Origin of the sequence: Kocuria sp. WN036, from assembly GCF_002287015.1 — a bacterium.
Classification (GTDB): domain Bacteria; phylum Actinomycetota; class Actinomycetes; order Actinomycetales; family Micrococcaceae; genus Kocuria; species Kocuria rosea.
Map to the genome: position 1 here is coordinate 72,580 of NZ_NSKF01000015.1, position 26,543 is coordinate 99,122.

The 26,543-nt window shown below is 74.4% G+C and carries 23 protein-coding genes; 13 read left to right on the forward strand and 10 right to left on the reverse strand.

Annotated elements, in window-relative coordinates; translation table 11 throughout:
- Positions 1-27 precede the first annotated feature (27 nt).
- From CK505_RS10815 to CK505_RS10825, 3 genes are all read left to right on the forward strand, one after another.
- Positions 28-450: a hypothetical protein gene (locus tag CK505_RS10815; RefSeq protein ID WP_095651059.1), complete on the forward strand. Its 423-nt coding sequence runs from the start codon at positions 28-30 to the stop codon at positions 448-450.
- A 268-nt stretch (positions 451-718) separates the two neighbouring features.
- Positions 719-1,144 (forward strand): hypothetical protein, encoded by a 426-nt coding sequence (locus CK505_RS10820; protein ID WP_095651060.1) that lies wholly within the window; start codon positions 719-721, stop codon positions 1,142-1,144.
- Positions 1,145-1,150: 6 nt separating this feature from the next.
- Entirely contained in the window at positions 1,151-1,672 is a 522-nt protein-coding gene (locus tag CK505_RS10825) for a hypothetical protein (protein WP_176475322.1), read from the forward strand.
- A 150-nt stretch (positions 1,673-1,822) separates the two neighbouring features.
- Here CK505_RS10825 and gabT read toward each other — a convergent pair whose 3' ends face one another.
- From gabT to CK505_RS10845, 4 genes are all read right to left on the reverse strand, one after another.
- Positions 1,823-3,166 (reverse strand): 4-aminobutyrate--2-oxoglutarate transaminase, encoded by a 1,344-nt coding sequence (gene gabT, locus CK505_RS10830; RefSeq protein WP_095651062.1) that lies wholly within the window; start codon positions 3,164-3,166, stop codon positions 1,823-1,825.
- Positions 3,167-3,328: 162 nt separating this feature from the next.
- Positions 3,329-4,867, reverse strand: a complete 1,539-nt coding sequence (locus CK505_RS10835; RefSeq protein WP_255250935.1) for an NAD-dependent succinate-semialdehyde dehydrogenase — start codon at positions 4,865-4,867, stop codon at positions 3,329-3,331.
- 296 nt (positions 4,868-5,163) lie between these two features.
- On the reverse strand, positions 5,164-6,705 hold the full coding sequence (locus CK505_RS10840) for a PucR family transcriptional regulator (RefSeq protein ID WP_095651063.1): 1,542 nt from the start codon (positions 6,703-6,705) through the stop codon (positions 5,164-5,166).
- Between the two features lie 88 nt (positions 6,706-6,793).
- Positions 6,794-8,263: an APC family permease gene (locus CK505_RS10845; RefSeq protein WP_017832058.1), complete on the reverse strand. Its 1,470-nt coding sequence runs from the start codon at positions 8,261-8,263 to the stop codon at positions 6,794-6,796.
- Between the two features lie 201 nt (positions 8,264-8,464).
- Between CK505_RS10845 and CK505_RS10850 the strand changes: the two genes are divergently transcribed.
- The 4 genes from CK505_RS10850 to CK505_RS10865 all read left to right on the forward strand — a co-directional run bounded on the left by CK505_RS10850 (position 8,465) and on the right by CK505_RS10865 (position 11,634).
- Positions 8,465-9,787 (forward strand): NYN domain-containing protein, encoded by a 1,323-nt coding sequence (locus tag CK505_RS10850; RefSeq protein WP_095651064.1) that lies wholly within the window; start codon positions 8,465-8,467, stop codon positions 9,785-9,787.
- A 42-nt stretch (positions 9,788-9,829) separates the two neighbouring features.
- Positions 9,830-10,165 (forward strand): rhodanese-like domain-containing protein, encoded by a 336-nt coding sequence (locus tag CK505_RS10855; protein WP_017832057.1) that lies wholly within the window; start codon positions 9,830-9,832, stop codon positions 10,163-10,165.
- A complete protein-coding gene (gene pheA, locus CK505_RS10860) occupies positions 10,162-11,163 on the forward strand; it encodes a prephenate dehydratase (RefSeq protein ID WP_176475323.1) in 1,002 nt (333 codons plus the stop codon). Before CK505_RS10855 ends, pheA begins: the two co-directional genes overlap by 4 nt.
- 144 nt (positions 11,164-11,307) lie before the next feature.
- On the forward strand, positions 11,308-11,634 hold the full coding sequence (locus tag CK505_RS10865; RefSeq protein ID WP_017832055.1) for a hypothetical protein: 327 nt from the start codon (positions 11,308-11,310) through the stop codon (positions 11,632-11,634).
- Between the two features lie 27 nt (positions 11,635-11,661).
- Here the strand turns inward: CK505_RS10865 and CK505_RS10870 are convergent, their stop codons facing one another.
- Complete coding sequence (locus CK505_RS10870; RefSeq protein WP_035925994.1) at positions 11,662-12,603, reverse strand: diacylglycerol kinase family protein; 942 nt, start codon at positions 12,601-12,603, stop codon at positions 11,662-11,664.
- A 160-nt stretch (positions 12,604-12,763) separates the two neighbouring features.
- Here CK505_RS10870 and serS point away from each other — a divergent pair, with 160 nt between their 5' ends.
- Both serS and CK505_RS10880 read left to right on the forward strand, forming a co-directional pair.
- A complete protein-coding gene (serS, locus tag CK505_RS10875) occupies positions 12,764-14,068 on the forward strand; it encodes a serine--tRNA ligase (RefSeq protein WP_017832053.1) in 1,305 nt (434 codons plus the stop codon).
- Positions 14,069-14,151: 83 nt separating this feature from the next.
- Positions 14,152-15,144: an HAD family hydrolase gene (locus CK505_RS10880; protein WP_109222302.1), complete on the forward strand. Its 993-nt coding sequence runs from the start codon at positions 14,152-14,154 to the stop codon at positions 15,142-15,144.
- A gap of 10 nt (positions 15,145-15,154) precedes the next feature.
- Here the strand turns inward: CK505_RS10880 and CK505_RS10885 are convergent, their stop codons facing one another.
- On the reverse strand, positions 15,155-16,579 hold the full coding sequence (locus tag CK505_RS10885) for an NAD(P)/FAD-dependent oxidoreductase (protein ID WP_095651066.1): 1,425 nt from the start codon (positions 16,577-16,579) through the stop codon (positions 15,155-15,157).
- 149 nt (positions 16,580-16,728) lie between these two features.
- Here CK505_RS10885 and CK505_RS10890 point away from each other — a divergent pair, with 149 nt between their 5' ends.
- Genes CK505_RS10890 through CK505_RS10905 form a run of 4 tightly spaced genes read left to right on the forward strand, consistent with a single transcriptional unit; the run spans position 16,729 to position 20,390 of the window.
- Positions 16,729-17,370, forward strand: a complete 642-nt coding sequence (locus tag CK505_RS10890; protein ID WP_017832050.1) for an ABC transporter permease — start codon at positions 16,729-16,731, stop codon at positions 17,368-17,370.
- Positions 17,371-17,374: 4 nt separating this feature from the next.
- Entirely contained in the window at positions 17,375-18,604 is a 1,230-nt protein-coding gene (locus CK505_RS10895; protein ID WP_095651067.1) for an ABC transporter ATP-binding protein, read from the forward strand.
- Entirely contained in the window at positions 18,601-19,413 is an 813-nt protein-coding gene (locus CK505_RS10900) for an ABC transporter permease (protein WP_241482850.1), read from the forward strand. The genes CK505_RS10895 and CK505_RS10900 overlap by 4 nt, the downstream gene beginning before the upstream one ends.
- Positions 19,410-20,390, forward strand: coding sequence for a glycine betaine ABC transporter substrate-binding protein (locus CK505_RS10905; protein WP_035926006.1), 981 nt, complete (start codon positions 19,410-19,412; stop codon positions 20,388-20,390). The genes CK505_RS10900 and CK505_RS10905 overlap by 4 nt, the downstream gene beginning before the upstream one ends.
- Here CK505_RS10905 and CK505_RS10910 read toward each other — a convergent pair.
- The 4 genes from CK505_RS10910 to CK505_RS10925 all read right to left on the reverse strand — a co-directional run bounded on the left by CK505_RS10910 (position 20,348) and on the right by CK505_RS10925 (position 26,335).
- The gene (locus tag CK505_RS10910; protein ID WP_035926011.1) at positions 20,348-21,010 is read right to left on the reverse strand and encodes a hypothetical protein; all 663 of its coding nucleotides are present in this window, start codon (positions 21,008-21,010) and stop codon (positions 20,348-20,350) included. The genes CK505_RS10905 and CK505_RS10910 overlap by 43 nt on opposite strands.
- Positions 21,011-21,062: 52 nt before the next feature.
- Positions 21,063-21,725, reverse strand: a complete 663-nt coding sequence (locus CK505_RS10915) for a hypothetical protein (RefSeq protein WP_141246809.1) — start codon at positions 21,723-21,725, stop codon at positions 21,063-21,065.
- Positions 21,722-25,351 carry a bifunctional RecB family nuclease/DEAD/DEAH box helicase gene (locus CK505_RS10920; protein ID WP_095651069.1) on the reverse strand — a complete coding sequence of 1,210 codons (3,630 nt, stop codon included), beginning with the start codon at positions 25,349-25,351 and terminating at the stop codon, positions 21,722-21,724. Before CK505_RS10920 ends, CK505_RS10915 begins: the two co-directional genes overlap by 4 nt.
- 456 nt (positions 25,352-25,807) lie before the next feature.
- Positions 25,808-26,335: an inorganic diphosphatase gene (locus tag CK505_RS10925; protein WP_017832043.1), complete on the reverse strand. Its 528-nt coding sequence runs from the start codon at positions 26,333-26,335 to the stop codon at positions 25,808-25,810.
- Positions 26,336-26,543: the final 208 nt, after the last annotated feature.

The following is a 26,543-nucleotide window of genomic DNA, read 5'->3' on the forward strand; positions in this document are numbered from 1 at the left end:
ATCTTCCCCGACCCGCAGGAGTCCCCCGTGCCCACCGCCTGTGCGCCCCGTCCCGCGGCGATCCGCGCGGCGACGGCGTCCGTCCTGCTCCTGGCCCTCGCCGGCTGCTCGTCCTCCGCCGAGGGGGACGGCGCGGCCGGCAGCGGTCCGGACTCGACGGCGTCCGCCGCCGCGAGCGCCCCCACGGCCTCCGGCGGAGCCTCGCCGGCCACCGTCCAGGAGACGTGCGCCCGCGTGCTCGAGACCGTGCGCACCGCGCCGCAGCAGCTGCGGGACGATCCCGCCGGGCTGTTCTCCGACGTCGACGAGCTCGCGGCCACCGCCCCGGACGAGCTGTCCGGGCAGCTCACCTCGGTCCGTGAGGCCGTCGCCGGCTTCCGGCAGGGCGAGCGCTCCTTCATCAGCGTGGTCCAGGAGGTCAGAGGCCTGCAGGAGCGCTGCTCCGGCTGACCTCCCGCCGTGCGCGAGGGGTCGCGTTCGGCACCCCGGGGGCGCGAGGGGTCGCGTTCGGTGGGAAACAGCGCCGCGGAGGGTCCGGCAGCGACCCGTCGGTGATGGCGACGTGCAGAACCCGCCCCCTCGCCCTGGAGGGGCCGCAGAATGCCGGGCGGCGCAATCGCACTCCACCGGGGCACGATGACGGTCCGGGAGAGCAGGACTGCGCCACTCCGTGTGCTCGCGCCCTCCTCCGCCCGTCCCCGGCGGTCATGCTCCCGGCATGAGACACCCCGCACCCCTGCCGCCCGAGCTCCGTGGCATCGGCTTCTCACGTCGGGAGGCCCTCGCCCTGGGCGTCGCGGAGCACCGGCTCCGGGACGCCGACCTCACCAGTCCCGTCGGCAGGGGAGTGCGGGTCCCCGCCGGCTGTCCCGCTCCGCTGCTGGAAGCGGCACGGGCACTGACCCGCCGGTATCCGGGGACGGTGATCAGCCACCGCTCCGCGGCGCTGCTCCACCGGATGCGGGTTCCTGACCCCTGGCAGCGGTCCTCGGAGCTGTGGCTCACGCGCGCCGACGACTCGAGGGCCCTGAGGCGGCCCGGCGTCGTCTGCCGGAGGGGACGCCTCGGTCCGCACGAGGTGGTCCGCGTCCACGGGGTGGCCGTCACGTCACCGGTGCGCACGTTCCTTGACGTCTGCGCCTAGCTCACGGTGACGGAGGCAGTGGTGCTCGCCGACGGACTGGTCGACGCCCACCGCCACGGGATCCGCCGGGCCGTGGCCGCGGTGTGCCGGCCGGACGAGCTCGAGACCGGGGTGCGGGCGCACGCCGGGCGGCGTGGCATCCGCACGGCCCGCGCCGCGGTCGAGCGGATGCGGGTGGGGTCGGACTCGCCCGGCGAGACACGGCTGCGGCTGCTGCTCGAGGACCACGGGATCCGGGGCCTGGTGCTCGACCATCCCCTGCTGGGGCCCGACGGGACGCTGCTGGCGCAGCCCGACCTCGCCCTGGAGAGCCACCGGCTCAGCCTGCAGTACGAGGGCGGCCACCACGACCGGGCGGAGCAGCGAGTGCTGGACATCAGGCGGTTGCGGGCCACGGAGTCGGCGGGGTGGCGGGAGCTCCGGATCTGCGCTCACGACCTGCACCGGCACACGACGACGACGCGGGGCCGGGTGCCGGTGGCGGTCGCCCTGGTGTGGGAGGCCATGGGGGTCGCGCACCGCCGGTGACGGGGCCGAGCCGGGGTGCGCGGGGCGAGGGGTCGCGACCGGCCGCCCGCCGCGCCGAGGGGGCTCGTCCGGACGGAATGTGACTGACTGACCGTGCGAACGAGACCCCTCGGCGTGAGGGGGATGCTGAACGAGACTCCTCGAGCTGGCCTAGGCCGCCGCGTTGCGGACGGCCTGGGCGAGCACCTGCAGGCCGTCGCGCAGCAGCTCCTCGCCGATGACGAGCGGGGGCAGCAGGCGCACGATGTTGCCGAAGGTCCCGCAGGTCAGGATGATGACGCCCTGCGCGAGGCACTCCGCGGCGATCGCCTTGGCGGCGTCGGCGTCGGGCTCCGTGCCGCCGGGCCGGACGAACTCCAGGGCCATCATCGCCCCGCGGCCGCGGATCTCGCCCACGGTGCCGGTCTCCTCGGCCACCGGGGCCAGCACCTCCCGGATGATCTCCTCGATCCGGCGGGCGCGGGCCACGAGGTCCCACTCCTCGATGGTCTGCAGCGCGCCGAGGGCGGCGGCGCAGGCCACGGGGTTGCCGCCGTAGGTGCCGCCGAGGCCGCCCGCGTGGACGGAGTCCATGATCTCGGCGCGGCCGACCACGCCGGACAGCGGCATGCCGCCGGCCACGCCCTTGGCCACGGTGATCAGGTCCGGGACGACGCCCTCGTGGTCCACGGCGAACCACTCGCCGGTGCGCGCGATGCCGGACTGCACCTCGTCGACGACGAACACGGCGCCGTTGTCGGTGCACCACTCGGACAGCGCGGGCAGGAAGCCGTCGGCCGGCACGATGAACCCGCCCTCGCCCTGGATGGGCTCGATCACGACGGCGGCCACGTTCTCGGCGCCGACCTGCTTCTCCACCTGGAGCAGCGCGCGGCGGGCGGCCTCGGCGCCGGTCATGCCCTCCGGGTCCCGGAACGGGTAGGACACGGGCACGCGGTAGACCTCGCCGGCGAACGGGCCGAAGCCCTGCTTGTAGGGCATCACCTTGGCGGTCATCGCGAGGGTCATGTTCGTGCGCCCGTGGTAGGCGTGGTCGAACACGACCACGGCCTGGCGACCGGTGTGCACGCGGGAGATCTTCACGGCGTTCTCAACGGCCTCGGAGCCCGAGTTGAACAGCGCCGCCTTCTTCGGGTGGTCGCCGGGGGAGAGCTCGGCGAGCTTCTCCGCGACGGCCACGTAGCCCTCGTACGGGGTGACCATGAAGCAGGTGTGCGTGAAGTGCGCCACGGCCTCCTGCACCTTGGCGACCACGGCGGGGGCGGAGGCGCCCACGCTGGTCACGGCGATGCCGGACCCGAGGTCGACGAGCTGGTTGCCGTCGACGTCGAGCACGATCCCGCCGTCCACGTCCGCGGCGTAGGCGGGCACGGAGGAGGCGACTCCGGAGGCGACGGCCGCGGCGCGCCGCTCGGACAGCTCGCGGGACTTGGGGCCAGGGAGGGCGCCGTCGAGGCGACGGACCTGCTCGAGCCGGTACTGGATCTCGGTCACGACGAGATCTCCTTTCGGTGGGGACGGGACGGTGGGGACGGGACGGTGGGGACGGGACGGAACGGTCGGGGGCGCCGGGCGGGAGTGCCCCGGCACGGGACGGCGGCCGCCGCAGCTGCCTGCGACGACCGCCGTCCCGGTGCGGGAACGCGGGTCAGGACCTCAGGCGGGGGTGCCGGTGCCGGGGTTCGGGACGTTGGCCCAGGGGTTCTCCACACCGATGTACTGGGTGGTGGTGTACTCGTGGAGGCCCTCGGCCCCGCCCTCGCGGCCCAGGCCGGACTGCTTGACGCCGCCGAACGGGGCGGCCGCGTTGGAGATCACCCCGACGTTGAGGCCCATGAGGCCGAACTCGATGCGGTCGCCGATGCGCAGGCCGCGGGAGATGTTCTCGGTGAACACGTAGGAGGCCAGGCCGTACTCGGTGGAGTTGGCCAGGGCCACGGCCTCGTCCTCGTCCTTGAAGGTGACGACCGGGGCCACGGGGCCGAAGATCTCCTCGGTCACCGCGCGGGCGTCGACGGGGACGTCGCGCAGCAGGGTGGGCTGGAAGAAGTAGCCGGGCCCGTCCACGCGCGCCCCGCCGACGACGACCTTCGCCCCGCGCTCCACGGCGTCGGTCACGAACTCCTCGACGGAGTCCCGGGCTTTGGCCTCGACCATCGGGCCCACGCTCACGCCGTCGTCCACGCCGTTGCCCACGGTGAGCGCGGCCATCTTCGCGGCCATCTTCTCGACGAACTCGTCCACGACCGACTCGTGCACCAGCAGCCGGTTGGCGGCCGTGCAGGCCTCGCCCATGTTGCGCATCTTCGCGGCCATGGCGCCGGCCACGGCCTTGTCGATGTCGGCGTCCTCGAAGACGATCAGCGGCCCGTTGCCGCCGAGCTCCATGGAGGTGCGCAGCACGTTGTCCGTGGCCAGCTTCATCAGCTGCTTGCCCACCGGGGTGGAGCCGGTGAAGGAGACCTTGCGCAGGCGCGGGTCGGCCATGATCGGCTCGGAGACCGCCGCGGCGGACTTGGAGGAGACGACGTTGAGCACCCCGGCCGGCAGGCCCGCGTCCAGCATGAGCTGGGCGAAGTACTGGGAGGTGAGCGGGGTCAGCCGAGCGGGCTTGAGCACCATGGTGCAGCCGGCGGCCACGGCCGGGGCGACCTTGCGGGTGGCCATCGCCAGCGGGAAGTTCCACGGGGTGATCAGCAGGCACGGGCCCACGGGCTTGTGCGTGACCAGCATGCGCAGGTTGCCCTCGGGGGTGTCGAGGTAGCGGCCGTAGTCGCGCACGGCCTCCTCGGCGAACCAGCGCAGGAACTCCCCGCCGTACTTGACCTCCCCGGCGGCCTCGGCCAGCGGCTTGCCCATCTCCAGGGTCATCAGCAGCGCGAGGTCCTCGGCGCGCTCCTGCACGAGGTCGAACGCGCGCCGCAGGATCTCCGAGCGCTCCCGGGCGGGGGTGCGGGCCCAGGACTCCTGGGCGTCGGCGGCGGCGTCCATCGCGGCCTGGGAGTCCTCGCGGGTGGCCGAGGCCATGGTCGCGATGACCTCGCCGGTGGCCGGGTTCTCCACCTCGAAGGTCCCCCCGTCCGAGGCGTCGCGCCACCGACCGTTGATCAGCAGTCCCGTGGGGGTCTTGGCGAGGACCGCCTCGATGCGGTCCTTCATGCCGGTGGCCGCGGGGGCCTTGTCCGTGGTGCTCATGTATCAGCCTCTCTTCTCGACGCGCGCCGGGCCACCGGGCACCGGTGGCGCTGCGCTGCGTCAGGGGGTTCGTCGGACGGGCGGGCGACAGCACTGGGCCCGCCCGTCCATCGTAGGACTCCGGACGGGCTCCCCCGCGGGGACGTCGTCACCGGGTGACGCCGAGCCGGGGCGGAGCCGGCGCCGAGGGGCCGCCACGGTCCCCCGACTGCTCCAGGCTAGCGCCGGGGCGACCCAGCAGGATGCTGAATCTTCGTGACGTCGTCGTGCACAGTGCACAGAGGCACGACGGCGGGCTACGGCGTCGACCGGTCGGGCCGGTCGGACAGCCGCAGGGCGATCCACAGCTCCGCGCGCAGCTGCGGGTCGTCCACGGACCGGCCGAGCGCCTCCTCGATTTCCTGCAGCCGCTGCTGCAGGGTGTTGCGGTGGATCCCCAGGGCCTCGGCCGTCCCGCTCCGGTTGCCGTTGTGGGCGAGGAACGTGCGCAGCAGGGACAGCCGCCCGGCCCCGTCGAGGGGGCCCAGCAGCTGCCGCGCCCAGGCCCGGGCGGTCTCGGGCGGGAGGAGCCCGGCGACGCCGCCCGCCACGAGGTCGTCCCACGTGCCGACGCGCTGGCGGTCCGTGGTGCGCTCCAGCGCCTCGCGGGCCTCCCGGTCGCTCGCGTCCGTCTCGTGCACGGCCGCCGGGCCGCCGATGCCGGCCCGCAGCCCGGAGGCCTCGGCGGCGGCACGCACCTCGGCGAGCCGCTCCGGGAGGTCCTCCAGCAGCACCGCGACGGTCTGCTCGCCGCCGGGCTCCGTGGCCGGCGCCCCGACGAGCACCGGTCTCGCGCCGTGGGCGGCTTGCGCCTCGAGGCGCCGCACGCCGTCCCGCAGCTCCTCGGCGCCGCCGCGCAGGCGGGCCACCCGCACCCGGGGCGCCGTCGACCACGTCGTGTCGTCCGCCACCCCCAGCAGGGCGTCCGCCGAGCGCACCTCGCCGTTGAGCAGGAGGGCGAGGGCCCCCGCGCGGACCCGGCGGCGGAACAGCGCCTGCTCCGCCGCGCGCTCCGCGTGCAGCGAGAGCAGGGCCACGGCGGTGGCGATCACGCCGGTCCGGACGGGGTCGGCCGGGCCGGGCAGGACCACCACGAGGTAGCTCTGGGGGGCGCCGTCCACCCCGAGGGGGTGGACGACCACCGCGCCGGCCGGGCCGGACTCGCTCAGGGACCCACGCAGCCCGGCCGGGCGCAGCCGGTCGAGGAGCTCGGGGAGCGTCCGGCCCGCGGGCAGCTCGGGCAGCCCGGGGCCGGAGCGCTCCACGATCCGGGCGTCCGCCGCGCAGACGCCGGCCCACCCGCCGCCGAGCACCGACACCAGCGTGCGCACCACCCGGGCCGGGCCGTTCCGCCCCACCGCGGCCCGGGTCAGGCGCCGCTGCTCGGAGAGCATCGCCTCGAGGGCGGTGCGCGCCTCCGCCGCGCGCATCTCGGCCGCGGCGCGGATGATGCCCAGGAAGGGCGTGCGCTCGGGGACCCGGAACAGGGTCAGCCCGGCGTCCCGGCACGCCGCGGCGAGTGCGTCGGGCACGCGGAGGTAGGACAGCTGTCCGCCCACGCCCAGGCCCAGCGCCACCACGCCCCGGTCCGTGAGCCGGCGGACGTACTCCGTCCAGGAGTGTGCCCGGGCGGAGGTGTGGAGGCCCGTCAGGAGGAGGACCTCCCCGCCCTCGAGGTACGGGGTGGGGTCGGCGAGCTCGCTGGTCACCACCCAGCTCACCGGCAGGTCGGTGGCCGCCTCGACGACGGGCTCCAGCCCGAGCCCGGGCAGGCCGAGCACCTGGGCGACCGTAACCATGGGCAGTCCTCCTCTTCCGCAGTCCTCGCTGTCCTTCTAGGCGCGCCGGGGACCGCCCGGCGCGCCGGGTCCCGGCGCGCCGGCCGTCTCAGCTCCGCTGCCTGCGGCGCTCGACCTCGGCGACGAGCCGGTGCTCGGCGTCGGCGCCCGGCCGGATCCCGGTGGGGATGCGCAGCAGGAACACGAGCCCGAGCAGCCACCACAGCCCGAAGATGGTCCAGGCGGGCGCGCTGAGGAAGGCGGGCATCCCGGGCAGGTACAGGCTGATCAGGGCGAGGCACAGCACGACCGAGAGCACGCCGATCGCCGTTCCGCCGTGGCCGTGGCCGCCGATCCGGAAGGGGCGTTCCATGCCGGGCTCGCTCCGGCGCAGGATCACGAAGACCACGGAGACCAGGGCGTAGGCGATCACGATGGACGGGGAGCCGGAGTCCACGAGCCAGCCCAGCATCTCGGCGCCGAAGAACGGGGCCACGAAGGAGAGGGCGCCCACGAAGAGCAGGGCGTTGGCCGGGGTGCCGTACTTCGGGTGGAGGCGGCCGAACCACTGCGGCACCATCCGGGAGTTGCCGAGCGCCCAGAGCAGGCGGGACGCCCCCATGAGGAGCGAGTTCCAGGACGTCAAGATGCCGGCGAGGCCGCCGGCGATGAGCAGGTTGGCCACGGCCGTGCTGGAGAACATGGCTCCCATGGCGTCCGCGACCGCGATGTCCGCGCCGGCGATGTCCGCGCCGGACATCGCCGAGGACGTGGTGAGCACGACCATGACGTACCAGGCCGCGGCGAGCAGGACGGAGACGATGATGGTCCCGCCCAGCTGCTTGGCCGGCAGGTGCATCTCCTCGGAGACCTGGGGGATGACGTCGAAGCCGACGAACAGGAACGGGACGGTGACGAGCACGAGGAAGAAGCCGGCCGTGCCGCTCGTGAAGAACGGCTCCATGGTGTCGACCGAGCCGCGGGTGAACGCCCCGAAGATCATCATGAGTCCCACGATCAGCAGGAAGAGGATCACGAAGATCTGCACCATGGAGGCGTGCTTCACGCCGCGGATGTTGATCGCGGTGATGATGACGGCGGTCAGCGACCCCACCAGCGCCCAGGTCAGGTTCACCTCGAAGCCTGCCACGGTCCACAGCGGGATCTGGCTCAGGCCCGGGAAGATGTACTGCAGGGTGCGGGGGACCGCCACGGCCTCGAAGGCCACGATGGTGATGTAGCCGCCGGTGATGGCCCAGGACCCGACGAAGGCCCACCGGGCGCCCATGCCGCGCAGGAGGTAGTTGTGCTCCCCGCCCGCGTACGGCATGGCGGCGACGAGCTCGCCGTAGACGAGTCCGACGACGGCCATGATGAGCCCGCCGGTGACGAGGGCCAGCACGGTGCCCATGGTCCCGGCTTCGGCCAGCCAGTCGCCGGTGAGGATGACCCAGCCGAAGCCGATCATCGCGCCGAAGCCGAGGGCGATCGCGTCGAGGCGGCCGAGGACCTTCTTGAAGCCGTGGTCCTCGCGGTCCGGGGCATCGGGCCCCGCGCTGCGGGGTTCGCTGGTGCTCATGGGAGTTCTTCCTTCTGTCGAGGACACCCGGACGAGGTGCCTGGTCGGACCCGCCGCACGGCACTCCCGGCGGCGAGGGCACAATTTATACAGGGATTGTTTCGTCCCTGTGTGCCGCCTGGAAGCCCCCGGCCGCCCGCAGCTCGCTCGGCACCGTATCTTTGCGAAAGAGAATCTGTTCGCCGCTTCCCTGAGGATGCCATGACCCAGCGCCGGGCCGCCCTGTTCATCGATTTCGACAACTTCTTCGGCGGTCTGCTCGGCAGTGATCCGACGGCGGCCATGGCGCTGGCCGAGCGGCCGTCCGTGTGGATCCACCGGCTGGCCGCGGCGAGCGGCGGGGAGGGCGCCGACAGTTCCCGGCGCTGGCTGGTGCTGCGGTGCTACATGAACCCGTCCGGGAGCGTCGCGCATCCGCTGAACCCGGGGCAGAGGCTGTACTTCTCGACGTTCCGCCCCTTCTTCACGCAGGCCGGCGTCGAGGTCGTCGACTGCCCCAGTCTCACCCGGGGCGCGAAGAACGGGGCGGACATCCGGATCGTGATCGACGTGATGACCGCATTGCAGCACCACGCCCACTACGACGAGTTCGTCCTGGCCTCGAGCGACGCCGATTTCACGCCGCTGCTCCAGGTCCTCAGGGCCCAGGACCGCAGGACCTGCATCATTGCAACCGGGGCCACGGCGGTGGCCTACGAGGCGCTCGCGGACCAGTACCTCGACGAGCAGGACCTCTTCGACCTCATGGCGCCTGCGCCGGCGGAGGAGCCCGTGCCCGGCTCCGGGGACCGGGTGCCGGCCCCCGGAGGGTGCTTCTCCCCGGGCGCCGCGCCGATCGCGGGCCCCTCGGAGGACCCGGGGGCGTGGCACGAGTTCTGCGCGGTCGTGCGCAGTGACTACGAGTCCTCCGAGGGGCCCGTCAGCCTCTCCCGCCTGGCAGGTCGGATCCACGCGGACATGGGAGAGGTCGTCACCCGCACCCGGTGGTTCGGCAGCGGCTCCTTCCGCCGGGCCGTGGAGCTGGTCGACCTGCCGGAGGTCGAGTTCTCGAACCTGCACTTCTGGCACCGCACGAGGCACCGGGCGCCGGGGCCGGCACCCGCGGCGCCGCCGGCTCCTGTTCGGCCGCCGCTGCCGGCGGCCGTCACCCGCTTCTGCGACGTCGCGAAGATGCCGCGGCTCTGCCGGGCCCAGTGGACGATCGTGTTCCGGGTGCTCGCCGAGTATGCGCGGCGCGGTGAGTTCACCCTGTCCGAGGCCTCCCGGTGGACCCGGGACCGGGCCGGCGAACTGGGTGTCCAGGTGTCCCGCCAGGCAATGCTCTACGCCATCCGGGGGGCCCGCAACGGCGGGGCCGATCTGTGCGCCGCGCCGCCGCCCGACGCGTCCGCCGTCGGCCGGGCGGTGCTCGCCAGCGTGCTGGAGCAGGCGGTGCTGGCGGGCTTCCATCCCTCCGCGGCGGAGCGGCAGGAGCTGGCCGCCTGGCTCGGGGCGGGCGCACCGGCACCCGTGCCCGCGGACTAGGCTGGTCCGGGACAGCCCGTTCCCGACGAGAGGACCCGGACGATGGACAACCTGGACAGCCTGCCGAGCGCCTCGGTGGAGGAGATCCCCGAGGGCGCACGCGTCCTGGACGTGCGCGAGGACGAGGAGTGGGAGGCCGGGCACATCGCCGGTGCCCAGCACATCCCGCTCCGGCAGCTCCCGGAGCGCTACGGCGAGGTGCCGGTGGACGAGGACGTGTACGTGATCTGCCGCTCCGGCGGCCGGTCCCTCAAGGCCACGGCGTACCTCCAGCAGTACGGCTTCGACCCCATCAACGTCCTGGGCGGCATGGGGGCGTGGATGGACGCCGAGAAGCCCATGGTGTCCGAGACGGGCGAGACCCCGAACGTCCGTTGAGGTACGCCTACCTGGGCCCCGCCGGCACCTTCACCGAGGCCGCGCTGCTGAGCGTGGCGGGCGCCCGTGAGGCGGAGCGCCTCCCCGTGTCCTCCGTGCCCGTGGCGCTCGCGGCCGTCCGCTCCGGCGAGGTCGACGCCGCCATGGTGCCCATCGAGAACTCCGTGGAGGGCGGCGTGACCGCGACCCTCGACGCGGTGGCCACCGGCAGCGAGCTGCGCATCGTCCGTGAGGCGCTGGTGCCCATCAGCTTCGTCCTCGTGGCCCCGCCGGGCACGGCGCTCGCCGACGTCCGCTCGGTCTCCACGCACTCCCACGCCTGGGCCCAGGTGCGGGGCTGGATGGACGAGCGGCTGCCGGGCGTGGACTACGTCCCGGCGTCCTCCACGGCCGCCGCGGCGCTCGCGCTGCTCCCCGGCGGGGCGGGGCGCGAGGGGCCGGCGTCCCGGGCGGGCTTCGACGCCGCGGTCTGCTCGCCCGTGGTCGTCGAGCAGCACCCCGAGCTCGAGGTGCTGGCGGAGGACATCGGGGACAACAGGGCCGCCGTCACCCGGTTCGTGCTCGTGGCCCGGCCCGGGGTGCCCCTGCCGCCGCGCACGGGCGCGGACCGCACCACGCTCGTCATTCCCCTGTGGGAGGACCGCGCCGGGGCCCTCATGGAGATCCTCGAGCAGTTCGCGACCCGGGGGGTCAACCTCTCGCGGATCGAGTCGCGGCCCACGGGCAACTTCCTCGGGGAGTACTTCTTCAGCGTGGACGTCGACGGTCACATCCTCGACGCCCGGGTGGCGGACGCCGTCGAGGGTTTGCGCCGCGTCTGTCCCAGCACGCGCTTCCTCGGCTCCTATCCGCGGGCCGACCACAAGGTGGCGACCGTGGCCCCGCACCACTCCGACGACGCCTTCCGCGAGGCGGCCGCCTGGGTCGCCGCCCTCCAGGACCGCGACCGCCGGACCCCGGAGAACCCGCCCGTGCAGGGCGCACCGGGCGGCGCGTAACGCGAGGACGCGCACCGCACCCCCGCTTGTTAGCAATTGCGAATACATGCACCATGGGGAGTGCGGGCGCGTCCGTGCCCGCGATCTTCAGCCGGTGTCGATCGACCCCCCGGGTCGGGACCGAGCCCGACCGGAGGTGCCACCATGCCTGCTCCCGCCGTCCGCCGCCTCGCCCTCGCCGCCGCCCCGGCCCTCCTGGCCTGCGCGCTCGCCGCTCCGCCGGCCGCGGCGGCCGCGCCGCCCGAGCCGAGTCAGGTGGTCCGCGTCGAGATCGGCCCGAGCCCCGTCGTCGGGGACCCCCGGACCGCCGACGCCCTCGACCTCGTGCCGGCCTCCCGGGTCGTCCCGGAGCCGGTCGCCTCGGTCACGGACCGCGGGCAGGGCCCGCTCGTGGCCGTGGGACTGGCCGTGCTCGCCCTCGTGGCCGCGTTCGTGGCGGGCCTGAGCCGCCGGCCCGATCCCGCCGACTGACCCGCGGGGCCCGGGCGCCCGTGCGGGTCAGTCGCCCTGGGAGGGCGGAACCCGCACGGAGAGCGCGCCCGGGAGGATCTCGGACTCGAACCCGTTGATCAGCCCGGTGCCGTCCCCGTCCATCTGGGACTCGATGGGCTCGTGGAACTCCACGCGCACCTTCTTCGCGGCGAAGAACTCGATCACGGGCAGGTCGCGCCGCTGCCGGAACACGACCTTGGCGGCCATCAGCGCCCACTCCAGCGTGCTGCGCGGGGACATCACCACGAGGTCCAGCAGGCCGTCGTTGATCTTGGCCTGCGGCACCAGGATCAGGCCCGCGGTGAGGATCCCGCAGTTGGCGGCCATCACGGAGCGGACGCGGCGGCTCTGCCACTCGCCGTCGTCGATCCGGAAGCGGGCCCACCGCGGGGGCGCGATCAGGTGCCGGACCCCGGCCTCCCCGTAGGCCGCCCAGCCGACCAGCTTCTTCAGCTCGTCCCGGGTGTCCGTCATGATCTGGGCGTCGAAGCCCGCCCCGCCCATGACGCAGAACGCGTGGTCCCCCACGGTCCCGTCCTCGAGCTCCACGCGGAACGTGGCCATGTCGATGGCCCGCTCCGCGCCGAAGAGCGCGATGTCCACGTTGCGGTGGGGATCGCCCAGGTCGGCGCCCAGGTTGCGGGCCAGGAGGTTGCCGGTGCCCAGCGGGATGAGGCCCAGCGGGGTGTCGTGGCCGACCAGCGCCTCCGCCACGGCCCGGACGGTGCCGTCGCCGCCGGCGGCGATGACGAGGTCGGCGCCCTGCTCGAGCGCCTCGCGGGTCATCGAGGAGCCCGGGTCGTCCTCCGCGGTCTCGTAGAACACGGGGTCGGGGAACCCGCCCTTGCGGCACCCGATGATCACGGCGTCGCGGGCGACGTCCGCGTCGGCCTTGATGGGGTTGATGACGACGGCGACCCGTTTGGGGGCCACGGGAGTGGCGGTCACGGAAGGACTCCTCGGTTCTGCGGCGCCGGGGACCGGTGGCGCCGTGCGGTGGGGCGGTGGCGCCGCGGCACGGGGCCGCGGGCCCGCGGCGCCGGGCGGATCGCGACGGGCCTCCACCCTAACCCCCGTCGCGTCCGGAGGACTTGGGTACCCTGTCAGGGTGATCGACATCAACCAGCTCCGTGAGAACCCCGACGTCTTCCGCGCCTCGCAGCGTGCCCGCGGGGCGGACGACACCCTGATCGACCGGATCCTGGAGGCGGACGTCGAGCGCCGCCGGCTGATCACCGAGTACGAGTCCCTGCGGGCCGAGCAGAACGCCTTCGGCAAGCAGGTGGCCCGGGCCCAGGGCGAGCAGAAGCAGGCGCTGCTCGCCGAGGTCAAGGAGCTGGCCGCCCGGGTCAAGGAGGCGCAGGCGGCCGCGGAGGCCGCCCGTGCCGGTCAGGACGAGCTCGTCGCGGTCGTCGACAACCTCGTCCTCGACGGCGTCCCCACGGGCGGGGAGGACGACTTCGTCCTGCTCCGGACCGTCGGGGAGCCCCGCGACTTCGCCGCGGAGGGCGTCGAGCCCAGGGACCACCTGGAGATCGGCGAGCTCGTGGACGGCATCGACATGGAGCGGGGGTCCAAGGTCTCCGGCGCCCGGTTCTACTTCCTCAAGCGCGACGTCGCCCGGCTCGAGACCGCCCTGCTGCTCATGGGCCAGGACCAGGCGCTGGACAACGGCTTCGTCCCCATGACCACCCCGAACCTCGTGCGCCCCGAGATCATGAGCGGCACGGGCTTCGACGTCGCCCACTCCGACGAGATCTACCACGTGGGCAAGGACGAGCTGTACCTCGTGGGCACCTCCGAGGTCCCCCTGGCGGGCTACCACGCCGACGAGATCCTCGACCTCTCCGACGGCCCGCTGCGCTACGCCGGCTGGTCCTCCTGCTACCGCCGCGAGGCCGGCTCCGGGGGCAGGGACACCCGGGGCATCATCCGCGTGCACCAGTTCAACAAGCTCGAGATGTTCGTCTACTGCTCCCCGGAGGACGCGGAGGCGGAGCACGCGCGGCTGCTCGCGTGGGAGGAGGAGATGCTCGCCAAGTGCGAGCTCGCCTACCGGGTGATCGACACCGCCGCCGGGGACCTCGGCACCTCCGCGGCCCGCAAGTTCGACTGCGAGGCCTGGGTCCCCACCCAGGGCAAGTACCGGGAACTGACCTCCACGTCGAACTGCACCACCTACCAGGCGCGGCGGCTCAACATCCGGGAGCGGCTGCCCGAGACCACGGACGCCGCCGGCAAGGTCCGCAAGGGCGGCACCCGCACGGTGGCCACCCTCAACGGGACGCTGGCGACCACCCGCTGGCTGGCCGCCATCCTCGAGACCCACCAGCAGGCCGACGGGTCGGTGCGCGTCCCCGAGGCGCTGCGGCCCTACCTGCGCGGCCAGGAGACCATCCCCGTCCGGCGCTGAGCCGCCGGGAGGCGTTCGGCTCCCGTTCATCTCACATCGACATCTCGGCCATCCTGTCGGTGTGATGTGGCACCATGTCCCGCATGACAAAAGAAAAGACCGCTGGCACCGAGGACCAGCACGAACTCGTCGGCATCAACTCCACCGTCCCGCTGAAGGTCGAGCACTCGGAGGACCTCAGCGACACGGCCGGCGGCACCACCGCGCCCGCGCGCTCCGCCGCCGACGTCCGGATCCCCCTCAAGGTCCAGCCTCCCCGCTCGAACGGGTGGAAGAAGGAGGCGGGCGTCCAGTACCTGGTGGCCCTCGACGTCGACGGCACGCTCGTCGACCACGACGGCCACATGTCCCGCCCGGTGCGCGAAGCGGCCCAGGCCGTGCTCGCGGCCGGCCACCACGTGGTGATCTCCACCGGCCGCTCCAAGGGGGCGACCCTGCCCGTGGTGGAGCTCATCGGCCAGGAGCGCGGCTACGCCGTGTGCTCCAACGGCGGCATGACGCTCGAGCTGGACCCGGAGCTGCCGGCGTACCACCGGGTGCTCGAGTGCGTCTCCTTCGACCCCGGCCAGGCCCTCGAGGCCCTCGAGCAGCGCCTGCCCACCGCGAAGTTCGCCCTCGAGACCGAGGACGGGTCCTTCTACTCCACGGAGCGCTTCCAGGACGCGTCCTTCGGCATCGAGGCGATCGGCGTGGACCTGCACCAGCTGGCGCGGATGAAGGCCGTGCGCATGGTGGTGTACAGCACGGAGCACACCCCGGAGGAGTTCGCCCGGGCGATCGACGAGGCCGGGCTGCACGGCGTCACGTACTCCGTGGGCTGGAGCGCCTGGCTCGACATCGCCGCCAACGGCGTCTCCAAGGCCAGCGCCCTGGAGCAGATCCGCCGCCGGCTCGGCGTGGACCCGTCCCACACGGTCGCCGTCGGCGACGGCCGCAACGACATCGAGATGCTCGACTGGGCCGCCCGCGGCGTGGCCATGGGCCAGTCCCCGGACGAGGTCGCGGCCGCGTGCCACGAGGTGACGCACACGGTCTACGAGGACGGCGTCGCCCGGATCCTGCGCTCCCTGCTCTGAGCCCGGCGGCTCAGAGCCCGTACTCCTCGAGCAGCCGCAGCCAGACCTCGCTGATGGTGGGGAAGACGGGCACCGCGTGCCAGAGCCGCTCCAGCGGCACCTCGCCGACCACGGCGACGGTCGCCGCGTGCAGCAGCTCCGTCACGTCCGGGCCGGCGAAGGTCGCGCCCACGAGGGTCCGGCGCCGGCGGTCGACCACGAGCTGGGCCCAGCCCCGGTAGTCGTCGCGGTGCAGGAGCGCCCCGGCCACGTCGATGGCGTGCTCCACGACGTCCACCTCGAGGCCGTCCGTGCGGGCCTGCTCGGCGGAGCGGCCCACGGAGGCCACCGCGGGGTCGGTGAAGACCACCTGCGGGACGGCGCACCCGTCGGCCGTGGACGCGTACGGGGACCACGGGGGCGCGGACGCCCCCAGCCGGCCGGCCGCGCGCGCCACGACCGCGTCCGCGACGGCGCGCGCCTGGTACTTCCCCTGGTGGGTCAGCAGGGGCCCGCCCGCCGCGTCCCCGGCGGCGTAGAGCCAGCCGCCCTCCGCACCCGCCACGAGGCCCGAGCCGTCGACCCGCAGCGCGGAGGGGTCCAGGCCGAGCTCCTCGAGGCCCAGGTCCGCGAGCGCGGGCCGCCGCCCCGTGCTCACCAGCAGCTGCTCCGCGGACACGGTCCCGCCGCCCTCGAGGTCGAGCTCGACACCGCCGCCGGCGGACCGGACCCGCTCCGTGGCCCGCCCCTCGACGACCGTGACGCCCTCGGCGTCGAGGGCCTCGGCGACCAGCCGCGCGGCGGTGGACGGGAAGGCGCTCAGCAGCTGGCTGCGGGCGACCACCGTGACCCGGGAGCCCAGGCGGGCGAAGGCCTGCGCGAGCTCCGTGCCGGCCACGCCCCCGCCGAGCACCGCCAGGGACCCGGGGACCTCCTGGGCGGCGGTGGCGTCGCGCGTGCCCCAGAACGGCACGTCCCCGAGACCCGGGACCGGGGGCACGACCGGCCGCGAGCCCGTGGCCAGCACCACGGCGTGCCGGGCCTCGAGCACCCGGACGCCGCCGTCCTCGGCGGTGACCCGGACCCGCCGGGGCCCGGCCAGCGCGCCCCGGCCCCGGACCAGGTCCACGCCGGCCCCGGCCAGCCACTCCGCCTGGCCGGTGTCGTCCCAGTGCGCCGCGAACCCGTCCCGGCGGCGCAGCACCGCCGCCGCGTCCGGCGGGCCGGTGACGGCCTCGGCCGCCCCGGCCACTCCGCGGGCGGCCTCGAGGGCCGCGCCCGGGCGCAGCAGCGCCTTCGAGGGCGTGCACGCCCAGTAGGAGCACTCCCCGCCCACGAGCTCCGCCTCGACGAGCGCGGCGCTCAGCCCGCCCCGCACCACGCGGTCGGCCGCGTTCTCGCCGACCGGACCACCGCCGATCACCACCACGTCGTACCTGTCCCGGGGCTCTGTCATGCCCCGAGTCTGCCAACGGGCGCGCCGCCCGACAACAGCCCCGGCGGGGCTCGGGCAGGTGTGATCCGGGCCATCTCCATGAGAACGGAGTGCTAGCCTTCTTGCCAGGCCGGGTGACCACGTCATCGACGACGACCGAAGGGTGTGCCGTGATCGAGTACGTCTCCGACCGGTGGGAACAGATCCTCTTCGCCAGCTGGCAGCACTTTTCCCTGGTGGTCCAGTGCCTGGTCCTGGCCACGGTCCTGGCGGTGGCCCTCGCGGCGCTGTGCTACCGCTCGCCCCGGCTCACGACCGTGGCCAACAACGTCTCGGCCGTGGGGCTGACCATCCCGTCCTTCGCGCTCATCGGCCTGCTGATCGCCCCGCTGGGGTTCGGGGTGGCCCCCGCCGTCGTCGTCGTCACCTTCTTCGCCGTCCTCCCCGTCCTGCGCAACGCGCTCGTGGGGCTCGCCGGGGTCCCGCAGGCCACCGTTGAGGCGGCGCGCGGGCTCGGCATGAGCAGGGCGGCGACCTTCCTGCGCGTGGAGCTGCCGATGGCGTGGCCGGTCATCCAGGCCGGCATGCGGGTCTCGGCGCAGATGGTGATGGGCGTGGCCGCCATCGCCGCCTACGTGCTCGGCCCCGGCCTGGGCGGCTTCATCTTCTCGGGCCTGTCGCGGCTCGGGGGCGCCAACTCCTTCGCGTCGGTCGTCACCGGCGTCGTGGCCGTCATCGTCGTCGCACTCATCCTGGACGGGCTGCTCGTGCTGCTCGGCCGGCTCACCACATCGCGAGGTATCCGTGTCTGACTCCATGACCACCCCCCGCACAGACTCCTCCGTCACCGGGGCCCGGATCCTGCTGGAGAACGTCTCCAAGCGCTACCCCGGGCAGGCCAAGGCCGCGGTCGACGGCCTGACGCTCGAGATCCCCGCGGGCAGCATCGTCATGCTCGTGGGCCCCTCCGGCTGCGGCAAGACCACCACGCTGAAGATGATCAACCGGCTCATCGAACCCACCGAGGGCCGGATCGTCATCGACGGCCAGGACGTGACCTCGATGAACGGCGACGAGCTGCGCCGCGGCATCGGCTACGTGATCCAGGCCGGCGGGCTGTTCCCGCACATGAGCGTGGCCACCAACATCGGCATGGTCCCGAAGATGCTCGGCTGGGACAAGCAGCGCATCGCCGCCCGCGTGGACGAGCTGCTCGAGCTCGTCTCCCTCGACCCGGCCGTCTACCGCGACCGGTACCCGAGAGAGCTCTCCGGGGGCCAGCAGCAGCGCGTCGGGGTGGCCCGCGCCCTGGCCGCGGACCCGCCCGTGCTGCTCATGGACGAGCCGTTCGGGGCCGTGGACCCCATCACCCGCCAGCGGCTCCAGGACGAGCTCATCAACATCCAGCACGAGCTGCAGAAGACCATCGTGTGCGTGACCCACGACTTCGACGAGGCGGTCAAGCTCGGCGACTGGATCGCGGTCTTCGACGAGGGCGCCCGGATCGTCCAGTACGACGCCCCGGAGCGCGTCCTGGCGGAACCGGCGGACGAGTTCGTGGAGGACTTCATCGGCTCGGGCGCGGGGCTCAAGCAGCTCACCCTCACCCGGGTCCGGGAGGTCGACCTCGTCCCCGCCGTGACCACCCGCCCCGGCGAGGACGTCCGGGCGGTGCTCGGGCGGGTCGACGAGGCGGGCACCCGGGACGTCGTCGTGGTCGACGACCGCGGCCGGCCGCTGTCCTGGCCCTCCCGCCGTCAGCTCGAGCGCTTCGGGACCGTCCCCGGGGAGCGCAACGACCGCCTGCCCCTCGTCGGCACGAGTTCCACGCTCAACGACGCGCTGGACACCATGCTCGTCTCCAGCACGGGGGCGGCGCTCGTGGTGGGGCCGCGGGACCGGTTCGAGGGCGTCATCTACGTCGAGACCGTCATGGCCGCGATCACCGAGGCCCGCCGGGCCGTGGCCGCGGAGGACGCGCCCCTCGGCCACAACACGGGTGAGATGCCCGCGGTCAGCGCGAGCCCGGGAGGCGGGGACCGATGAGCGCGCAGACCGAGCGCCCCGCCGCCGCGGAGCCGGAGCCCGCCGACGACCCCGTGTCACGCCCGGCCGCGGCCGACCCGGACCAGCGCACCTGGAAGGGCCTGCTCCTGCAGCCCGTGGCGATCCTCGCGGCGCTGGGCCTGCTCGTGCTCTGGCTGACCACGGCGGAGCTCACCGAGACGGAGGCCGTGACCCTGAGCCCCGCATCGCTGTGGGCCCTGACCCTGGAGCACCTGCAGCTGACGGTCGTGGCCACGGTGGTGGTCCTGCTCATCGCGATCCCGGTCGGCATCCTCCTGACCCGCAGACCGCTGCGCTTCCTCACGGGCCCGGTCATCGCGCTGGCGAACATCGGCCAGGCCGCCCCGGCGGTGGGCCTCGTCGTCCTGTTCGCCTTCTGGTTCGGCTTCGGCTTCCGGGCGGCCGTGGTCGCCCTGATCGTCTACGCGATCCTGCCCGTCCTGAAGAACACCATGGTGGGCCTCGACGGCGTGGACCGCAGCCTCGTCGAGGCCGGGCGGGGCATGGGGATGAGCGCCGCCGCGGTCCTGTTCCGGGTCGAGCTGCCCCTGGCCGTGCCCGTCATGCTGGCCGGCGTGCGCACCGCCCTGATCCTGGTGGTCGGCACCGCGACCCTCGCCACGTTCATCAACGGCGGCGGGCTCGGGCTGCTGATCACCACCGGGGTCAACCTCAACCTCGTGCGGGTGCTGATCGCCGGCTCGATCCTCGTGGCGCTGCTCGCCCTCGCCATCGACTGGGTCGGCCGTGTCGTGGAGCACGTCGCGCGGCCGAAGGGACTGCGATGAGAACCTCCCGCGCCGCCGGCGGCGCCCTGCTGCTCTCCTGCGCCGGCCTGCTGCTGACCGGTTGCGGGCTCGAGCCGTCCACGGCCTACGTGCCCGACGCCGCGCCCGGCTCCATCCGGCCCGTCGAGGGCGCGGAGGGGACCGAGGTGCGGGTGACGTCCAAGAACTTCACCGAGCAGCTGATCCTCGGCAAGATCGGGGTGCTCGCGGTGCAGGCCGCCGGCTTCGAGACCGAGGACATCACCAACGTGCCCGGGTCCCAGCCGGTGCGCGAGCTCATGCTCTCCGGGGACGCCGATCTCACCTTCGAGTACACCGGCACGGCCTGGCTGACCTACCTCGGGCGGGCGGAGGGCATCCCGGACCAGCAGGAGCAGTGGCGGGCCGTGTACGAGGAGGACCTCGGCAACGGGCTGACGTGGGGCGCCCCGGCGGCCCTCAACAACACCTACGCCATGGCCGTGCGCTCCGAGTACGCCGAGGCCAACGACCTGGCGACCGTCTCGGACATCGCGGACCTGCCGGTGGCCGAGCGGACGTTCTGCGTGGAGTCGGAGTTCAACTCCCGCAGCGACGGGATGACCCCCCTGCTGGCCCACTACGGCCTGGACCGCGGCAGCGAGGTGCCCGAGGGCAACATCGGCATCTACGACACCGGCGCGATCTACTCGGCGACCGACGACGGGGAGTGCAACTTCGGGGAGGTCTTCTCCACGGACGGCCGCATCCCGGCCCTGGACCTGACCGTGCTCGAGGACGACCGGCAGTTCTTCCCCGCCTACAACGCCGCCCCCGTCTTCAGCACGGAGCTGCTGGACGAGTTCCCCGCGCTCGAGCAGGTCCTGGAGCCGATCGCCGCGGCGCTCACCGACGACGTGATGCAGGAGCTCAACCGGCAGGTGGACGTCGAGGGGCGGGACCCGGCCGACGTCGCCTACGAGTGGATGATCTCCGAGGGGTTCATCGTCGAGCCCTGAGCCCCGCCCGCCGGGCCGCCCCGGGCCGGCTCGCACAGGCCCAGCAGCCGGGCCGCCGCGGGCCGGGCGTCCTGCTCCTCCTGCCACAGGGAGCGGGCCACCGCCTTGGAGACCGCCTGCGGGGAGATGCCGAGCTCGGCGGCCACGGCCTTCTGCTGGCCGCGGGCCCCCGGCACGAGCAGGTCGACCACGCGCCACTCCGCGTCGCTGCGCTCCGCCACGATCCGGCCCAGCAGCCGCAGCACGGCCTGCGCCTGCGCCGCGGCGGGCGCGTCCTCGGCGACCACGCGCACCGGCACCCGGCCCGCGGCGGCCTCGGCGGCGGCGCGCGCGTGCGCCGTCCCGGGGCCGTCGGCGCGCAGGCCCGTCCGGCCCTCCGGGTCGGTCGCCGTCTCCAGCCGGACCGGCCCCACCCCGACCCCCACGCTCCAGGCCGATCCGCGCAGACCGGCGAGCGCGGCCGCGACCGCGGCGCCGGGATCGGCGGTGATGCCCTGCACCGCGTGCGCCCGGGCGCGCTGGAACGGCACCACGGTCTCGAGGTCCGCGAGGCGGCGCAGGAGGCCCGGCACGAGGTCGCCCGCCTCGCGGCGGCGCTGGTCCAGGGTCACGACGTACACGGTCCCAGTATCGGGCACGGGGGCCGCGGGGGAGCGGGGGCGCGGCGGGGACTCACTCCCAGAACCGCGGCTCGATGTCGACCCCCTGCACGATGAGCTCGTCCTCGAGGGGCTCCCGGCACACCACGGGCAGGCGCAGGCAGCCGATGCGGTCGTCGGGGCCGAAGTAGGCGGTGAGCCGGTCGAAGCCCTGCCGGAACGAGGCCAGCTCCTTGGCCGTGGCGGCGACCTCCGCCAGGTCGGCGTCGGAGCCGAGCACCCAGAAGGAGTCCGGGTCGGTCAGCTGGAGCAGTCCCACGGCCGCCCCGGCGTCGTTGTTCTCGGTCCCGGCCCAGCCCGGGACCCGCAGCCACCCGCCCGGTGCCGCCGCGCCCAGGGCCGGCGCCAGGGGGTCGTACTCCCACGCCCGGGCCCGCTGCAGCCACGCGGGCGGCGCCGGGAGGTAGAGCGGGCCGTCGAGGTCCACGGGCCACCGGGCGGCGGCGAACGCCCCGGCGTCCACGCGGTCCCAGAACTGCTCCGCGGTGAGGTCGGTGCCCACGCTGTTGAGCGCCGCCCCGGGATCGTCCTGGTGCATGCCGTGCCAGTAGGTGGGGCGGGTCCGGACGTCGGCGCGCCGCAGCAGGGCGTCCAGCTCCTCCAGGTGGGCCGGCTCGCCGAGCACCACCGTCCTGGACTCGAAGTGCAGGACGTAGGGCACGCGCTCGGTGCTCACGGCAGCCCCGCGGGCCGTCCGCGGCGGCACAGCCGCGTGAAGCGGCCGAGCACCTGCAGCGCCTCCGGGGTGGCGGGCAGGTAGTCCGTCAGGGCGGGGGAGCGCACCACCACGGCGCACCACTGCCCCCGGGAGACCGCCACGTTGAGCCGGTTGGGGGAGAGCAGGAACTCCATCCCGCGGGGGCCGTCGGCCGCGGAGGCGGCCATCGACACGATCACGACGGGGGCCTCCTGGCCCTGGAACCGGTCGACGGTGCCCACCCGGACCCCTCCGCCGTCCTCGTCCCGCAGGCCCGCGGCGGCGAGCTCCCGGCCGATCAAATCGACCTGGGCGTTGTACGCGGCCACCACGAGCACGTCCTCGGGCGCCAGCGGCACGGGGGGTGCCCCCGGACCGGAGCGCCACGGCGTCCCGGCGAACTCGTGCACCAGCTCCACGACGCGCCGGGCCTCCTCGGGGGAGGCCGTGCGGTTGCCGGTGTGCTCGACGTAGCAGGTGCGCAGGCCCGGGGCCACGCCGGTGAGCTCTCGGCGGCCCGCGGCCGGGGCGGACCCGAGCCGCCCGGCGTAGGAGAGCTCGGAGACCGGTTCGCACAGGGCCGGGTGCATCCGCCACGTGCGGTCCAGGAAGTAGCCGTGCTCGGCGGGCAGGGTGGGCGAGCCGTGGGAGAGCCAGCCCAGCGCCGACTCGTCCACGGGCAGGGGGTGGGTGCCCTGCGAGACCTGCGGCAGCTGCTGCGGGTCGCCCAGCAGCAGCAGGCGCCGCGCGGCCCGGGACACGGCCAGGGTGTTGGCCAGCGAGTACTGCCCGGCCTCGTCGACCACGAGCAGGTCCAGGGCCTCGTCCTCGAGGTGCTTGGCGTTGGAGAAGTCCCACGCGGTGCCGCCCACCACGGCGCCGCCGTCCGCCAGGAACGCGGCGAAGTCCTTCCCCGGGACGTCGCGCCACGGCGTCTCCCGGTCCGCGGGCCGGCCCGAGGGCGGCTTCTTGCCGACGCGCTCGGGGGCGACCCCGCCCTTCTCGAGCACCCCGGTGAGGAGGTTCTCGACGACGGCGTGGGACTGCGCCACCACGCCGATCCGCCAGCCGGCCTCCACGAGCCGGCCGATCACGTGGGAGCCGAGGAACGTCTTGCCGCTGCCCGGGGGCCCCTGGACGGCGAGGAAGCTGCGGTCGAGCGAGCGCAGGGCACGCACCACGGCGTCGATCGTGCCGTCGGGGCCGTCGTGCGGGCGGGGCAGGGGGCTGCCGTCCGCGGGCCGCGGCGCCCGGCGCTGCAGCAGCTCGAGGCCGGGCTGCCGCGGGAGCTCCGGCAGGGCGTCGGCCGTGCGGGCGGCGAGGGTCTGCAGGGACTCCTCGAGGGAGCGGGTGGCGATCGGCTGGGCCGGGCCCAGTGCGATCGGCAGCTCCGCCCAGGGCTCGGGAGCCGGGGCGTCCCGCGGCTTCTTCAGCCGTTCGCGCACGGTGAGCACCGCCGTGCCGTCCTCGTGCTCCTCGACGTGCTCGAGCGCGGCGGTCCAGTCCCCGGCGCGGCCGCTGCCGCGCGGGGCGGCGTCCTCGGCCAGGTGCGCGGGCACGGGGGCCCCGTACATCAGGAACAGCCCGGCGGTGCCGGGTTTGGGCGTGGAGCCCTCGCCGAACCGGCCCGCGAGGCGCAGGAGCCGGGTGGGTGCGGCGCTGCTGCGCTTGCCCGGGTCCTTCGCCCAGTCCTCCAGGACCTCCGCGCGCCGGACCACGAACACGTCGCGGGTGTCCTCCCAGTCCTCCACGGGGCCCTCGAGGCGGTCGAAGTGGGACCACCAGTACTGCTTGCGCTCGCGCCGGTGGTAGCCGGTGGCGGAGGCGACCATCGCGACGGCCGTGCGCTGCTCCTCGGTCAGGGCCTCCCGCGCGGACGGGTCGTCCAGGTGCTCGTGCAGGCGCTGCTCGGCACCGGTCATCCCGGCGTCCGGCAGCTCCTCGGGCAGCTCGAGCCGCTCCTGGGCGGGGCGCGGCGGGTGGTCCGCCGGGTCCGGGGAGATCCCGGCGAGGCCCAGCAGCCAGTCCCGCAGCCGCAGGGTCGAGAGGCAGTCGTAGGCGTTGTAGTCGGCGATCCCGGCCAGCAGCCGCGCCGCGTCCTCCTCCCGCCCGGCCGCCCGGGCCGTGCACCAGTCGGCGTAGGCGACCACCGACGCACCGGCGTCCACGACGTCCCCGGTGCGCAGGTGCTCGCCCATGTAGAGCGGCTCCAGCTTCTTGATGGAGTACGAGCTCTCCGACAGCCGCAGGCTTGCCCGCACGGTGTCGTAGAGGTCCACCAGCACGTTCTCGCGCAGCAGCTCGTCCACGGCGTCCTCGCCCACGGCGTGCACGAGCGAGAGCCGGCGCAGGGCCGCCTTCTCGTAGTTGGCGTAGTGGTAGACGTGCATGCCGGGGAAGCGCCGGCGCCGTTCGGCCACGTAGTCGAGGAACGCCCGGAGCGCGTCCCGCTCCTGGGCCCGGGAGTGCGCCCAGAACGGCCGGAAGACGGGGGCGGCGCCGGGCTCCGGGGGCTGCTCCACGACGCCGAACAGGTACTCGAGCCCCCAGGACGTCGGGTCCCCCGGGTCCTGCCACAGCGGGTCGCCCTCGAAGTCGAAGAACACGTCCCCGGCGTCCGGGGCGGGCAGCCGCCGCACGGGGTCCGTGGCCGTGACCCGGTAGGCGATCCGGCGGGTCCCCCCGTCCTTCCGGTACTCGACCGAGCCGTCCTCCCCGCCCCGGCCGGTCTGCATGGCCGCCTGGTCCCGCAGCCGCCGCAGCGCGGCGGGGAGCCGCCGGTCCTCCAGCAGCGCGAGCTCGTCGACGGTGCGCACGCCGTGCCGGTCGCGCAGCGTGCGGCGCACCCGCACGGACAGCCCCGCCGTCAGCAGCAGGTCCCGGTGCTCGGCGACGGCCCGGGCGCAGTGCTCGCACCGGCCGCAGCGGGCGACGTCGTCGTCCTGCCAGTCCACGGGCCCGGGCCGCGCCCGGTGCGCGGCGGCGGCCGCGACGAAGCGCTCCCGGCGCTCGCGGTAGACCGCCAGGTGCTCGGAGACGGGGAAGACCGCCTCCCGCTGGTCGCCGAGGACCAGGGTGACCTCGGGGGCCACGTCCACCCCGGCCCGCTCGAGCTGGTCGGCGTAGGCGGCGAGCTGGAGCAGGGCGGTGACCTTGGCGTGCCGGGCGAGCTTGGTGTCGTGCACCGCGTACGCGCCGTCCGGGCGGCGGACGAGGAAGTCGGCGCGGCCGTGGAAGGCACCGTCGAAGAAGGAGGCCTGGAAGACCACGTCGGCGCCCGCGCGCAGGGCGTCCAGGGACTCGGCGTGCTTGGCGGTCAGCTCGTCCCGGTCCATCCGCCGGGCCGGCTCGACCTCGTGCACCCCCCGTCCGGTCGCCGCGTCCCACGGGCCGAACGCCGCCAGGTGCGCGGCCAGGACCCGGTGCTCGTGGGCGTCGCCCAGCTCGGCCGTGCGGGCGAGCATCGCGTCCCGCTCCGGGGCCCGGCGCGGCGCCCGCCCCAGCTTCTCGTCCAGGACGCACAGGCTCGCGTAGGGGCACTCGGCCGCGCGCACCAGGTCGCTCGCGGAGAAGACGAGGTCCGCCTCGGGGCCCAGCAGGAACATGCGCATCCTTCCGACGGCGCCGGGTCCGTCCCGGGTCCGCGTCCATCGAACCACAGGGACCGGACGTCACAAGGAGGGCGGGACCGGCAGCGCAGGACGGGGATCGGCCGGCAGGTCCTCGGACCTGCCGGCCGACTCCCGGGGGCCGGTGACCGGCCCGCCGGGATGGACCGGGAGAGATCGATGGGATGCGGCGCGGGTGGGGGGACCCCCGCCGCCACCGGGCACCTCGCGGGTGCGCTCCGGCGACCTCGATCCCGGTCGGCGGCCCGGATGCCGATGGGGGGATGCATCCTGGGGCCGTGGGGCCGGCTGAGCCGGCCGATCCCAATATAACGAAATTCATGGAATCCCTGTAGGGCGCACGTCACGCGCCGACCCGGGTCGGGCCCGGGGCCCCGGACGCGCGGGGGCCGGGGACCCTCCGGTCCCCGGCCCCCGCGCGTGCCCGTCCGCTCAGTCGGTGGACGGGGCCTTCTCCTCGGCCTCGGCGGCCGAGTCGTAGTGGGACTGCTCGAAGCGCTCGCGGGCCTCCTCGACGAGGCGCTCGGCGGTCTCCCGGCCCTCCCAGCCCTCACCCTTGACCCACTTGTTGGGCTCGAGGTCCTTGTAGCGCTCGAAGAAGTGCTGGATCTCCTTGAGCTTGTACTCGTCGATGTCGTCGAGACCCTGGATGTGGTCGTAGCGCTTGTCCGTGGACACGCACAGGATCTTCGCGTCCCCGCCGGCCTCGTCGTTCATGTTGAACACGGCGATGGGGCGCGACTCCACGAGCACGCCCGGGACGATCTCGAAGTCCAGGAGCACGAGGGCGTCCAGGGGGTCGCCGTCCTCGCCCAGGCTGTCCTCGAAGTAGCCGTAGTGCGCGGGGTACTGCATCGACGTGAACAGGACGCGGTCCAGGCGGAGGCGGCCGGTCTCGTGGTCGATCTCGTACTTGACGCGCGATCCCCGGGGGATCTCGATGGTGACGTCCAACTCCATGGTGCTTCTCCTCGTGCTGGATGGGCCCGGAAGGGCCGGAAAGGGCTGACAGCGGCCGAGCGCGGCCGCACCACCCTGGGCGGGGTGGGGCAGATCCGAGACCCACGATAGCGGCGGCCCCGCGGGCGGCGGTAACCGTCCGGCCCGCCACGGGGCCGCGCCCGGCCCGCCGCGGCGCCGCTCCGGGGCCGGCGCCGGAGCCGCCGCG